Origin of the sequence: Streptomyces sp. NPDC006450 (assembly GCF_040612195.1) — a bacterium.
Taxonomy (GTDB): Bacteria; Actinomycetota; Actinomycetes; order Streptomycetales; family Streptomycetaceae; genus Streptomyces.
On record NZ_JBEXPT010000003.1, the window covers coordinates 127736 to 139678 of the forward strand.

The following is an 11943-nucleotide window of genomic DNA, read 5'->3' on the forward strand; positions in this document are numbered from 1 at the left end:
ATGTTCCCGGGCGCGCTCGCCCGGCTCGTCGTACGGTCGTGGCATGCGCATCGTCATCGCGGGTGGACACGGTCAGATCGCGCTGCGGCTGGAGCGCCTGCTCGCCGCGCGCGGGTACGAGGTCGCGGGCATCATCCGCGACCCTGCACAGGGCGACGACCTCAGGGAGGCGGGCGCCGAGCCCGTGCTGTGCGACCTGGAGTCGGCGTCGGTCGAGCACGTGGCCGGCATCCTGCAGGGCGCGTACGCCGCCGTGTTCGCCGCGGGCGCGGGGCCCGGCAGCGGGGCCGGGCGCAAGGACTCGGTGGACCGGGGCGCGGCGGTGCTGTTCGCGGACGCGGCCGAACGGGCCCGGGTACGCCGCTTCCTGATGGTCTCTTCGATGGGCGCGGACACCCGCCGCGAGGGCGACGAGGTCTTCGACGCCTACCTCCGCGCCAAGGGCGAGGCCGACGAGCACGTCCGCACCCGTCTGGGCCTGGAGTGGACGATCCTGCGGCCGGGCTCGCTGACCGACGACGAGGGCACGGGCCTGGTCCGCCTGGAGGCCCGGACGGGCCGCGGGCCGGTGACCCGCGACGACGTGGCGGCGGTGCTCGCCGAACTGATCGAGACGCCCGCGACCGCGGGCCTCACCCTGGAACTGATCGCGGGCTCGACCCCGGTCCCGGTGGCGGTCAAGGACGTGGCGGGCAACTAGGCCGCCCGCCCCCGGCGGGTCGCAAGCCACCCGGTCGGGGCGGGCTGCGACCAGTCCGCCGAGGGCCGCGGGTCAGCGGGTCATTGGGGCAGCCGGTCAGCGGGTCAGCGGGTCAGCGACCTGCCGGTCGGCCCGCCGACCGGTCAGAAGTCGACGGTCAGCCGGTCGTCGGACCGCCCGACGGAATCCTGCTCGAACCGCTTCTCGTACGCCTCCCGGATCCGCTCGATGCGCGCGCCGCGCTCGTCGGCCTCCTTCTCCGGGTACAGCAGCACCACCTCGTACGAGGTCTCGCGGATGATCTTCCCGTCCCGCTGCCACTGGCCGCGCCCGCTCTGGAGGGTCAGCCCCTCGGGGAAGGCGGGGGTGATCTCCCGTTCGAGGAAGCCCATGAACTCCCGCTCCGCGACCGGCGTACGGCCGTCCGGCCGCTCCGTGCCGAAGTAGAGCCGGGTCTCCTGGTAGGGATGTCCCACATCGCTGTTCAGCGCCGCTCCGACCAGAGCGGGGATCCCCGCTCCCAGCAGGGCGAGGAGCACCCCGCCGCCGACCTTTCCGCGCGCGTCAGAAGTCCATTTCACTCCGGATGAACGACCGGAGCCCCGCATCGGTACGCCCGATCCGCCCGATGGCCCCACCCCGCGCCCGCGCACGCTCCGTGCCTCCGGCCCCTCACGCCGTCTCCAGCCTGCGCCGCCACCACGGATCTCCCGGCGGGGCGTACGGGTCATCGAGTGTCCGGGCCAGGAACCGCGCGTCGAGGGGCGCGAGCACGGCCCTCAATTCCCGCGCGGCACGACGGGGCAGGGCCTGGCAGAAGACCTCCAGGGTCTCCCGGTGATCGCCGCTGCAGGCGGGTCGCCAGCAGGGGCAGTTGTCGTACCAACTCGGGTAGATGATCCACGAGGGCCCGCGCCGGTACACGATCGCGCGCCAGACGAGCAGCGCGTGACAGGCCGCGCCCTGCTCGTACCGGTGGCGTTCGACGCGGGCGATCTCCACGAGGCTGCGGGACGAGACGCCCGGAACGACGGCTCGGTCGTCCTCTCGGGACCTCCGGCGTGGCAGGTCCGACCGGACCTGCGAGGGCGCCTTACGCGCCATGGCCCTTTCGGCCGCTGATGCTGATCATGTGGACAGCATGCGTCGCGGGCGGCTTCGGTGCCAGCGGATTCCGTTGGGGGGGTACGCGGTGTACGAGAAAACCCCCGCTCACTGCATTTCTGCAATGAGCGAGGGTTTCACTCGCGTGGCGGCGCCAGGGTTCGAACCTGGGTAGGCTGAGCCGGCAGATTTACAGTCTGCTCCCTTTGGCCACTCGGGCACACCGCCATGATCGCTGCCGTCTTTCCGCCTTTCGGCGGCGCTCCGTGGCAACGACGTAAACGATACCCGATGACCGGGGGTGCTTCGCCACCGGATTGATCAGCACCGCACGTGGGCGCGGTGGCTAGGCTTTGCGGAGCGGTCCGGGGATGTCCGGCCGCGCCCTTCGGGGCCGTCACTACCGACTTCAAGGAGCCACAGCACATGGCCGACTCCAGTTTCGACATCGTCTCGAAGGTCGAGCGGCAGGAGGTCGACAACGCCCTCAACCAGTCCGCCAAGGAGCTCTCGCAGCGCTACGACTTCAAGGGCACCGGCGCCACGATCGCCTGGTCCGGCGAGAAGATCCTGATGGAGGCGAACTCCGAGGAGCGCGTCAAGGCCGTCCTGGACGTCTTCGAGACCAAGCTGGTCAAGCGCGGGATCTCCCTCAAGGCGCTCGACGCCGGTGAGCCGCAGCTGTCCGGCAAGGAGTACAAGATCTTCGCCACGATCGAAGAGGGCATCTCCCAGGAGAACGCCAAGAAGGTAGCGAAGATCATCCGCGACGAGGGCCCCAAGGGCGTCAAGGCCCAGGTCCAGGGCGAGGAGCTGCGCGTCAGCTCCAAGAGCCGCGACGACCTCCAGGAAGTCCAGGCCCTCCTCAAGGGCAAGGACCTGGACTTCGCGATCCAGTTCGTGAACTACCGCTGACCACAGGCTCAGGCCTCGGTTCAGCCCGCACGCCGGCCCGGCGGTCCTTCGCGGACCGCCGGGCCGCGGTCGTCGCGGCGAGGGGTACCGGCGACGGGGGTGCGGGCGGCAGGGGCCTCCGCGTCCGGGCGCCGCGGGCGGTGTCGGGGGCGGTGTCGGGGGCGGTGTCGGGGTACCGGCGCCCGGTGGGTGTGTGCCGGGCGTGAGCGGCGTACGCGCCCGTGGTGTCCTCCGTGTGCACTTGGGCGGCGGGGAGTGCGCCCACCAGGGTGAGGGGTGTCCGTCACCGCCTCGACAGGGGGTTCCCGTATGCCTGGGGCCGGCACGTTGCGTGAAGACTTCGGGGCGTCCGTGGTGGTCGCCCTGGTCGCGTTACCGCTCTGCGTCGGAGTTGCCGTCGCCTCCGGGGTGCCGGCCGAACTCGGGATCCTCACCGGGGTGGTGGGCGGACTCGTCACCGGCTGGTTCCGGGGCAGTTCCCTCCAGGTGAGCGGCCCGGCCGCCGGTCTCACGGTGCTCGTCCACGAGGCCGTGCGGACGTACGGGCTGCCCGCGCTCGGCGTACTCGTCCTGGCCGCCGGGCTGGTGCAGCTGGGTATGGGCGTGCTGCGGCTCGGGCGGTGGTTCCGGGCGATCTCCGTGGCCGTCGTGCACGGGATGCTGGCCGGCATCGGACTCGTGCTGATCGCCGGTCAGCTGTACGCGCTGGCCGACGTGGAGGCCCCGGCGCGGACCCTGGAGAAGCTGGCCGGAGCCCTGGAGCTCGGCGGGCGCGCCGACTGGACCGCCGTGGCGCTCGGGGCCGGGACCGTCGCGGTCCTGGTGGCCTGGCGTCGGATGCCCGACCGGCTGCGGCTCGTACCGGGGGCGCTCGTCGGCGTCGCGGCCGCGACCGCCGCGGCCGTTCTGCTGCGGCTGCCCGTGGAACGGGTCCGGGTCACGGGCGTCCTGGCGGCCGTGACCCCGCCCGGCTGGGAAGACTTCGGAGTGCTGGCCTCCGTGGGGGCCGTCGGGACCGTGGTCGCGCTCGCACTGATCGCCTCCGCCGAGACGCTGTTCAGTGCGGCGGCCGTGGACCGCATGCACGACGGGGACCGGACCGACTACGACCGCGAACTGGTCGCCCAGGGCGTCGGGAACACGCTCTGCGGGCTGCTCGGGGCCCTGCCGATGACCGCCGTCATCGTCCGCAGCGCAGCCAACGTCGAGGCGGGCGCCCGCACTCGGGCCTCCCGGATCCTGCACGGCGGCTGGCTGCTGCTGTTCGCCGTGGCTGTCCCCGGGCTGCTGGAGTCCGTCCCGCTCGCGGCGCTGGCCGGGGTGCTGCTGCACGCCGGCTGGAAGCTGCTGCCGGTGCGGGCGGTGACCGCCCTGTGGCGCTCGCACCGGGGCGAGGCGGTCGTCCTGGTGGCGACGGCCTCGGCGATCGTGGCCACGAACCTCTTCAAGGGGGTGCTGGCCGGGCTGGGGCTCGCCGTCGCCAAGGCGGCCTGGGAGACCTCCCACGTCCACATCGAGCCGGTGCGGGAGGGCGACGAACTGCGCGTGCGGATCCTGGGGAACGCCAGCTTCCTGCGGCTGCCCAAGCTGCTCGACGAGCTGGACGCGCTGCCCCGCGGCGGCGTCGTCCGCCTCGACCTGAGCGGGCTGCGCCACCTCGACCACGCCTGCCTGACCGCGCTGGACGGCTGGGAGCGGAGCCGTACGCCCGTCCCCGGCAGGGAGGGCGTCACCTAGCCCGGTTACCCTCCGGACGTGAATGGCGCCTTGAACAACGAGATGAAGCGCACCCTGGGCGTCTTCGACGCGGTCGTCGTCGGGCTCGGCGCGATGGTCGGCGCCGGGATCTTCGCCGCGCTGGCCCCGGCGGCGCGCGCGGCCGGCGGAGCGCTCCTCGCGGCGCTCGCGCTCGCGGCCCTGGTGGCGTACTGCAACGCGCACTCCTCGGCGCGGCTGGCCGCCCGGTACCCCTCCTCGGGCGGCACCTACGTGTACGGGCGCGAACGGCTCGGCCCCTTCTGGGGATATCTGGCCGGCTGGGGCTTCGTCGTCGGCAAGACGGCCTCGTGCGCGGCGATGGCCCTCACGGTCGGGGCCTACGTGTGGCCCGGGCAGCAGCACGCGGTGGCCGTGGCCGCGGTGGTGGCCCTGACCGCCGCGAGCTACGGCGGGGTGCAGAAGTCCGCCCGGATCGCCCGGGTGATCGTGGCGGTGGTGCTGGCCGTCCTGGCCGGGGTCGTCGTGGCCTGCCTGTCCTCCGGCGAGGCCGACGCCGGCCGTCTCGGCAGCGCGGACTGGGCGGCCGCAGGGCTGCTCCAGGGCGCGGGGCTGCTGTTCTTCGCCTTCGCGGGCTACGCCCGGATCACCACCCTGGGCGAGGAGGTGCGTGACCCGGAGCGCACGATCCCGCGGGCGGTCCCCCTCGCCCTGGGGATCGCCCTGCTGGTCTACGCCGCGGTCTCGGTGGCGGCGCTGTCGGTGCTCGGCGCCGAGGGGCTGGGGCGGTCGGCGGCTCCGCTGGCCGATGCCGTGCGCGCGGCCGGCTGGCCCGGACTGACTCCCGTCGTCCGGGTGGGCGCGGCCCTGGCGGCGCTGGGCTCGCTGCTGGCGCTCGTGCTGGGCGTGTCGCGGACCACCCTGGCGATGGCCCGGGACGGCCATCTGCCGCGCGCGCTGGCCGCGGTACATCCCCGGCATCAGGTGCCGCACCACGCCGAGCTGGCGGTGGGCGCCGTGGTGGCGGTGCTCGCGGCCACCACCGATCTGCGGGGCGCGATCGGCTTCTCCTCCTTCGGCGTGCTCGCCTATTACGCGATCGCGAACGCCTCCGCGTGGACTCTCGATTCAGGTGTCAAGGACCGGGCCGTGGCAGCGGTGGGACTGTCCGGCTGTGTGGTGCTGGCCTGTGCGCTGCCCACGGCGTCGACGGTCGCGGGGGCCGCGGTGCTGGCGCTGGGCGCGCTGGCCTACGGCGTCCGCCGGCGGCTCACACCCGGGCCCTGAAGCCTGCCCAGGGGGTCAGCTCCAGGTCCCGCTCCTCCCCCGCGCCCGATTCCTCGCTGAACCAGGCGCTGCCGTCGAGCCGGCCGCGCAGCCAGTCGGCGAACGTGGGTGCTTCGAGGAACCAGGCGAGGCCGGATCGCCCGAGTTCGGTTCGAACAGCAGGACTTGGGCGGCCTGCGCGTGGCAGTCCACGCAGGCGCGCCCACGAGGGCCAGGGGCGCCGGAAGGGGCGCGGCCGGGGTACCGGGGGCCGCGTACCGACCCTGGTGGGAGCTGTGCGCGCGACCGGCGACCTGCTTCAGCAACTGCTCGGTGTCATTCATGCACACAGAGTGACACCCCCCACCGACAATCTCCCTGACCTGGGATTTCAGCAGATTCGGCAGGGGTCAGTCCGGTCGGCGTTCCGAGTTCCGCACCGCCTCGGCACGCGAGTCGTACCCGACGAAGAAGGTGGGCCGGCGCTGCACCGCCGTGTAGATGCGGCCGATGTACTCGCCGAGCAGGCCGACGCAGATCAGCTGTACCCCGCCGAGGAACAGCATCACGATGAACAGCGAAGTCCAGCCGGGGACGGTCCGGCCCTTCAGGTAGATCGCCAGGGTGGCGCCCACCATGAGCAGGCAGCCGAAGAAGCTGGCCACGCCGAGCCAGGTCGCCAGGCGCAGCGGAGCGGCGGAGAAGTTGATGACGCTGTCGACGCCGAGACGGAGCATCTTGCTCAGCGGGTACTTGGTCTCACCGGCCACCCGCTCCTCGCGCTGGTAGGTGACCTGGCCGCTGGGGAAGCCGAGCCACGGCACGAGCAGGCGGTACACCTGGTGCTGGTCGGGCATGGCCTTGACCGCGTCGACCGCCGCGCGGCTCAGCAGCCGGAAGTCGCCCGCCTGCGCGGGCACCTGCTTGCCGACCAGGCGGCGCATCAGCCAGTAGTACGCGCCGGCCGTGTGCCGCTTGAACCCGGTGTCGGTGCTCCGGTCGGCCCGGACCCCGTAGACGATGTCGAGGCCGTCCGCGCGGGCGAGGTCGAGCATCTCCGCGATCTTCTCCGGCGGGTCCTGGAGGTCCGCGTCGATGCTGGCCACGTACGCGCCCGAGGCGCTGTGCAGGCCCGCGGTGAGGGCGGCCTGGTGGCCGGAGTTCCCGCGCAGCCGCAGGATGCGCAGCTCGGGCCATTTGGTCTGGAACTCGGTGAGCAGTTCCGCGGTGCGGTCCTTGCTGCCGTCGTCGACGGCGACGACCTCGTAGCGGACGGCCATGGCGTCGAGTGCCGGGCGCAGCCTGCCGACCAGGGCCGGCAGCGCGTCCTCCTCGTTGTACATCGGCACGACCACCGAGAGGGTCGTGGGGAGCTCGGAGGGCTCGGAGTACCCGGAAGGCTCAGAGGGCTCAGAGGGCTCAGTCGACATCGGTTCTTCCCTGCCCGTCGTGCGTGCCGCTCGTCCGCGTCACTCGTCCGCAACCCGGAACTGTAATACGAGTGGATGAACCGGATCCGGGCCCGGCGCGGCTCAGCGCGAGGCGAACGGGGCGTCGGTCGGGACGATCTCGCGGCCCAGCGGGAGCAGGGAGAGCGGGACCATCTTGAAGTTGGCGATGCCGAACGGGATGCCGATGATCGTGATGCACAGCGCGATGCCGGTGACGATGTGGCCGAGGGCCAGCCACCAGCCGGCGAGGACCAGCCACAGGACGTTCCCGACGCAGGACCCGGCGCCCGCGTCACGCCGTTCGACGGTGGTGTACCCGAAGGGCCACAGGGCGTAGACCGCGATGCGGAACGAGGCTATGCCGAAGGGGATTCCGATGATGGTGATGCAGAGGATCACGCCCGCCAGGCAGTAGCCCAGGAAGAGCCAGACTCCGCTGAGGACGAGCCAAATGAGGTTCAGGATGGTCTTCACCGACTGCGCCCTGCCATCTGTTCGAGCCGGGCGATGCGCTCGGCCATCGGGGGGTGTGTGGAAAACATTCTGGACAGTCCTTCGCCAGGACGGAAGGGATTGGCGATCATCATGTGGCTCGCCGTCTCGATGCGCGGCTCGGCGGGCAGCGGGAGCTGCTTGGTGCCGGCGTCCAGCTTGCGCAGGGCGCTGGCGAGGGCGAGCGGGTCCCCGGTGAGCTGGGCCCCGGAGGCGTCCGCCTCGTACTCGCGCGAGCGGCTGATGGCGAGCTGGATCACGGAGGCCGCCAGCGGGCCCAGGATCATGATCAGCAGCATGCCGAAGAGCCCGGGGCCCTCGTCGTCGTTGGAACGGCCGATGGGGATGAGCCAGGCGAAGTTGACCAGGAACATGATCACGGAGGCGAGGGCGCCCGCGACCGACGAGATGAGGATGTCGCGGTTGTAGACGTGGCTGAGCTCGTGGCCGATGACCCCGCGCAGCTCGCGCTCGTCGAGGATCCGCAGGATGCCCTCGGTGCAGCAGACCGCGGCGTTGCGCGGGTTGCGGCCGGTGGCGAAGGCGTTGGGGGCCTCCGTCGGGGAGATGTAGAGCCGGGGCATGGGCTGGCGCGCGGACGTGGAGAGCTCGCGCACCATGCGGTAGAGCTCGGGCGCCTCGAACTCGCTGACGGGGCGGGCCCGCATCGCGCGTAGAGCCAGCTTGTCGCTGTTCCAGTACGCGTACGCGTTGGTGCCGAGGGCCACGAGAACGGCGACGATCAGGCCGCCCCGGCCGAAGAGGCTTCCGATGAGGATGATGAGGGCCGACAGACCACCGAGGAGTACGGCGGTCTTCAGCCCGTTGTGCCGGCGGTGCACGGTGCGCCCTCCAAGTGGTGCGGCAGGGGGACCCGTCCAGGATCTGGGGATCGGAGGGCCTACGGTCCAGTGGACCCTTCCTTCCTGGTCAACGCGAGGTGAGCGCGGCAGGTTCCCCGGGCACGCCCGTCCCCGCCGCCCGGGTGGGCCGGGGGGCGGGGACGCGGCGGGCGCGTTGGAGGTTAGGCCGTACGGGTTACGGGCGCGGGGCGGGCCACGGCTGCGCCGGGGCGCCGGAAGGGGTCTGAAGGGCCCCGTCGGCGTTCCGGCGGCTCTAGAGCGGGAAGAGGCTGCCCGTGGCGAAGCGCAGGACGAGCTGCGGTGCCCCCGAGAGGATCAGGGCGGTGGCGGCGGTGATCACGATGGCCGCCGTGACCGGCCAGGGGGTCCCCGTACGGGGCTTCGCGCCGCTCTGAGCGCCGTGCTGAGCGCCGCCCTGGGCGCCCTCCTGTGCCCTGTCCCCGTCCGGGGTGCGGAAGAGCAGGGCGGTCCAGCGCAGGTAGTAGTACAGCGCGATGACGACGTTGACGGCCATGACCACGGCGAGCCAGCCCAGCCCCGCGTCGACCGCCGAGCGGAAGACGGTGACCTTCGCGAAGAGCCCGATGATGCCGGGCGGCAGACCGGCCAGGCAGAGCAGGAAGAAGGCCATCGCGAGGGCGGCGAGCGGGCTCTCGGCGTACAGGCCCCGGTAGTCGCGGAGCCGGTTCAGCGGCTTCGTACGGGCCACCTGGGCGGCCACGGCGAAGGCGCCGAGGTTCACGGCGGCGTACATGAGGGCGTAGGCGACCGTGGAGCCGATCTGGTCGCGGCCGGCGTAGGCGGCGGCCGCGATCGGGACCAGGAGGTAGCCGGCCTGGCCCACGGAGGACCAGGCGAGCAGCCGTACGGCGCCGCCCGGACGGTCGGCGGACTGGCGCAGGGCCGCCGCGTTGCCGAGGGTCATGGTGAGCGCGGCGAGGACGGCGAGGGCGGGGCCCCAGACGTCGGAGTACGCGGGGAAGGCGATGACCGTGACGAGGATGAGGCCGGTGAAGCCGACGGCCTTGCCGATCACCGACAGGTATCCGGCGACGGGCAGCGGGGCGCCGACGTAGGTGTCCGGGACCCAGAAGTGGAAGGGCACGGCGGCCGTCTTGAAGGCGAAGCCGACCAGGGTGAGCGCGACGCCCGCCATGGCGAGGGTGTCGAGCTGCCCGGGGACGTTCCCGAGCCGGTCGGCGACCTGGGTGAAGTGCAGGGAGCCGGTGGCGGCGTAGACGAAGCTGACGCCCATCAGGGACACGGCGGTGGCGGTGACCGAGGACAGGAAGAACTTGAGGGCGGCCTCGGAGGAGAGCCGGTCGCCGCGGCGCAGGCCGACGAGGGCGAAGGCGGGCAGCGAGGCGACTTCGAGGGCGACGATCAGGGTGGCGAGGTCGCGGGAGGCGGGCAGCAGGGCCGCGCCGGCGGCGGAGGAGAGCAGCAGGAACCAGTACTCACCGGCCGGCATGCGGGCCTCGCGGACGGCCGTGACCGACAGCAGGGCGGTGATCAGGGCGCCGCCCAGGACAAGCAACTGGATGACCAGGGTGAAGTGGTCGGCGACGTAGCTGCACGCGGCGGGGTCCGCCGTACCGGGCCCGGTGAGGCAGAAGGTGCTGCGGTCGCCGGCGCGCAGCGGCAGCAGGGTGGCGGTCGCCGCGGCCAGGCCGGCGACGGAGATCCAGCCGAGCAGCGGCTTGCGGCGCTCCGGCAGGAAGAGGTCGGCGATCAGGACGAGGAGGCCGACGGCGGCGGTGATGACGACCGGCGCGATGGCGAGCCAGTCGACGGACTGGACCAGGCCGGGGCCGTCGGCGGCGGCGATGGCAGTGCTGGTCATGGGGCGAAGGACCGTCATGAGTTCCCTCCCGCGAGGAGCTTCTGGACGGCCGGGTCGGTGAGGCCGAGGAGGACCGCGGGCCACAGGCCGGCGAGGAGGGTGAGGGCGACGAGCGGGGTCCAGGCGGCGTACTCGTAGCGCTGGATGTCCGCGAGGACCACGGGGGCGGCGGCGCTTTCGCGCGCGGCCTTCGGGTCGCCCATGCACACCCGCCGTACGACGATCAGAAGATATGCGGCGGTGAGCAGGGTGCCGAACGCGCCGACGGACATGTACGTGAGGAACGCGGGCCGGGACAGGCCCTCTGCGGGGTCGAACGCGCCGAACAGGGCCAGCATCTCGCCCCAGAAGCCGGCCAGGCCGGGGAGCCCGAGCGAGGCGACGGCGGCGAAGGCGAGGAGGGCGCCGAAGCGGGGGGCGCGGCCGTAGAGGGCCGCTCCGGTGGCTCCGGCGAGGGTGTCGAGATCGGCCGTGCCGTAACGGTCCTTGAGCGCGCCGACGAGGAAGAAGAGGAGGCCGGTGATCAGACCGTGCGCGATGTTGGCGAACAGCGCTCCGTTGACGCCCGTGGGGGTCATGGAGGCGATGCCGAGGAGCACGAAGCCCATGTGGCCGACGGAGGAGTACGCGATGAGTCGCTTGAGGTCGCCCTTGTTGCCCTTGCGGGCGAGGGCGAGGCAGGCGAGGGACCCGTAGACGATGCCCACGGCGGCGAAGGCGCCCAGGTACGGGGCGAAGGTGGCCATGCCGTCGGGGGTGGCGGGCAGCAGGATCCGGACGAACCCGTAGGTGCCCATCTTCAGCAGGACGCCCGCGAGGAGGACGGAACCGACGGTGGGCGCGGCCGTGTGGGCGTCCGGCAGCCAGCTGTGCAGCGGCCACATCGGGGTCTTCACGGCGAGGCCGATCCCGATGGCGAGAACGGCCAGGACCTGGGTGGTGTGGGACAGTTCGCGGCCGTTGTCGGAGGCGAGTGCCACCATGTCGAAAGTGCCGCTGTTCAGGCCGATGAGGAGCAGGCCGAGCAGCATGACCACGGAGCCGAGGAGGGTGTAGAGGATGAACTTCCAGGCGGCGGCCTGCCGCTGAGCACCGCCCCAGCGGGCGATGAGGAAGTACATCGGGATGAGGACCATCTCGAAGGCGAGGAAGAACAGCAGCAGGTCGAGGACGGCGAAGGTGGCGAGGGTGCCGGACTCCAGGACCAGGAGCAGGGCGACGAAGGCCTTCGCGGAGGGGCCCGCGGGGAGCTTGAAGTAGCTGTAGAGCGCGCAGAGGAAGAACAGCAGCGCGGTCATCAGGAGGAGGGGGAGCGAGATGCCGTCGATGCCGAGGTGGATCCGGACGTTCAGCGCCTGGATCCAGCTGATGTCCGTCGTCGCCTGGAAGCGGGACGGGGCGTCGTGGTCGAAGCCCACGGCGAGGACGACCGCCGCCGCGAGGATGGCACCGGTCACGGTCACGCCGTGGCGCAGTACGGCCTGTTCGGGGCTCTTGCCCTTCATTCCGGGCGGGGCCGGCAGGAGGGCGGCGACCGCGCCGACGAGGGGTCCGGCCACGACGAACACCAGAAGGAACTGCATCACGGACGGG

At 72.3% G+C, this 11943-nt stretch carries 11 protein-coding genes and 1 tRNA gene; 4 read left to right on the forward strand and 8 right to left on the reverse strand.

The features are described from left to right. The first annotated feature begins 43 nt into the window (after nt 1-43). Entirely contained in the window at nt 44-700 is a 657-nt protein-coding gene (locus ABZY57_RS02560; RefSeq protein ID WP_356507337.1) for an SDR family oxidoreductase, read from the forward strand. A gap of 143 nt (nt 701-843) precedes the next feature. On the opposite strand, the gene ABZY57_RS02565 is transcribed toward ABZY57_RS02560, so the two are convergent. The 3 genes from ABZY57_RS02565 to ABZY57_RS02575 all read right to left on the reverse strand — a co-directional run bounded on the left by ABZY57_RS02565 (nt 844) and on the right by ABZY57_RS02575 (nt 2032). Continuing rightward, nucleotides 844-1281, reverse strand: a complete 438-nt coding sequence (locus tag ABZY57_RS02565; RefSeq protein ID WP_356507339.1) for a DUF3574 domain-containing protein — start codon at nt 1279-1281, stop codon at nt 844-846. 91 nt (nt 1282-1372) lie between these two features. Next, nucleotides 1373-1702, reverse strand: a complete 330-nt coding sequence (locus tag ABZY57_RS02570) for a hypothetical protein (RefSeq protein WP_356507341.1) — start codon at nt 1700-1702, stop codon at nt 1373-1375. 248 nt (nt 1703-1950) lie between these two features. Continuing rightward, nucleotides 1951-2032, reverse strand: a tRNA-Tyr gene (locus ABZY57_RS02575). Nucleotides 2033-2230: 198 nt separating this feature from the next. Between ABZY57_RS02575 and ABZY57_RS02580 the strand changes: the two genes are divergently transcribed. The 3 genes from ABZY57_RS02580 to ABZY57_RS02590 all read left to right on the forward strand — a co-directional run bounded on the left by ABZY57_RS02580 (nt 2231) and on the right by ABZY57_RS02590 (nt 5722). Further along, nucleotides 2231-2719, forward strand: a complete 489-nt coding sequence (locus tag ABZY57_RS02580) for a YajQ family cyclic di-GMP-binding protein (RefSeq protein WP_243333311.1) — start codon at nt 2231-2233, stop codon at nt 2717-2719. 309 nt (nt 2720-3028) lie between these two features. Next, nucleotides 3029-4456 (forward strand): SulP family inorganic anion transporter, encoded by a 1428-nt coding sequence (locus ABZY57_RS02585; protein WP_356507343.1) that lies wholly within the window; start codon nt 3029-3031, stop codon nt 4454-4456. Between the two features lie 42 nt (nt 4457-4498). Beyond that, on the forward strand, nt 4499-5722 hold the full coding sequence (locus ABZY57_RS02590) for an APC family permease (RefSeq protein ID WP_356507417.1): 1224 nt from the start codon (nt 4499-4501) through the stop codon (nt 5720-5722). A 389-nt stretch (nt 5723-6111) separates the two neighbouring features. Here ABZY57_RS02590 and ABZY57_RS02595 read toward each other — a convergent pair whose 3' ends face one another. From ABZY57_RS02595 to ABZY57_RS02615, 5 genes are all read right to left on the reverse strand, one after another. Continuing rightward, nucleotides 6112-7131 (reverse strand): glycosyltransferase family 2 protein, encoded by a 1020-nt coding sequence (locus ABZY57_RS02595; protein WP_356507345.1) that lies wholly within the window; start codon nt 7129-7131, stop codon nt 6112-6114. Between the two features lie 102 nt (nt 7132-7233). Then, entirely contained in the window at nt 7234-7626 is a 393-nt protein-coding gene (locus ABZY57_RS02600; RefSeq protein ID WP_356507347.1) for a YccF domain-containing protein, read from the reverse strand. Continuing rightward, a complete protein-coding gene (gene htpX, locus ABZY57_RS02605) occupies nt 7623-8486 on the reverse strand; it encodes a zinc metalloprotease HtpX (protein ID WP_356507349.1) in 864 nt (287 codons plus the stop codon). Before htpX ends, ABZY57_RS02600 begins: the two co-directional genes overlap by 4 nt. A gap of 274 nt (nt 8487-8760) precedes the next feature. Then, on the reverse strand, nt 8761-10350 hold the full coding sequence (locus ABZY57_RS02610) for an NADH-quinone oxidoreductase subunit N (protein WP_356507351.1): 1590 nt from the start codon (nt 10348-10350) through the stop codon (nt 8761-8763). Between the two features lie 14 nt (nt 10351-10364). After that, complete coding sequence (locus ABZY57_RS02615; RefSeq protein WP_356507419.1) at nt 10365-11933, reverse strand: NADH-quinone oxidoreductase subunit M; 1569 nt, start codon at nt 11931-11933, stop codon at nt 10365-10367. Between the last annotated feature and the right edge of the window lie 10 nt (nt 11934-11943).

Excerpts from the sequence above, each read along its gene's own strand:
- ABZY57_RS02595 (WP_356507345.1), bottom strand. The coding sequence starts at position 7,131 with ATGTCGACTGAGCCCTCTGAGCCCTCTGAGCCTTCCGGGTACTCCGAG.
- ABZY57_RS02590 (WP_356507417.1), top strand. The coding sequence starts at position 4,499 with ATGAAGCGCACCCTGGGCGTCTTCGACGCGGTCGTCGTCGGGCTCGGC.
- ABZY57_RS02610 (WP_356507351.1), bottom strand. The coding sequence starts at position 10,350 with ATGACCAGCACTGCCATCGCCGCCGCCGACGGCCCCGGCCTGGTCCAG.
- ABZY57_RS02580 (WP_243333311.1), top strand. The coding sequence starts at position 2,231 with ATGGCCGACTCCAGTTTCGACATCGTCTCGAAGGTCGAGCGGCAGGAG.
- ABZY57_RS02615 (WP_356507419.1), bottom strand. The coding sequence starts at position 11,933 with ATGCAGTTCCTTCTGGTGTTCGTCGTGGCCGGACCCCTCGTCGGCGCG.
- ABZY57_RS02560 (WP_356507337.1), top strand. The coding sequence starts at position 44 with ATGCGCATCGTCATCGCGGGTGGACACGGTCAGATCGCGCTGCGGCTG.
- ABZY57_RS02585 (WP_356507343.1), top strand. The coding sequence starts at position 3,029 with ATGCCTGGGGCCGGCACGTTGCGTGAAGACTTCGGGGCGTCCGTGGTG.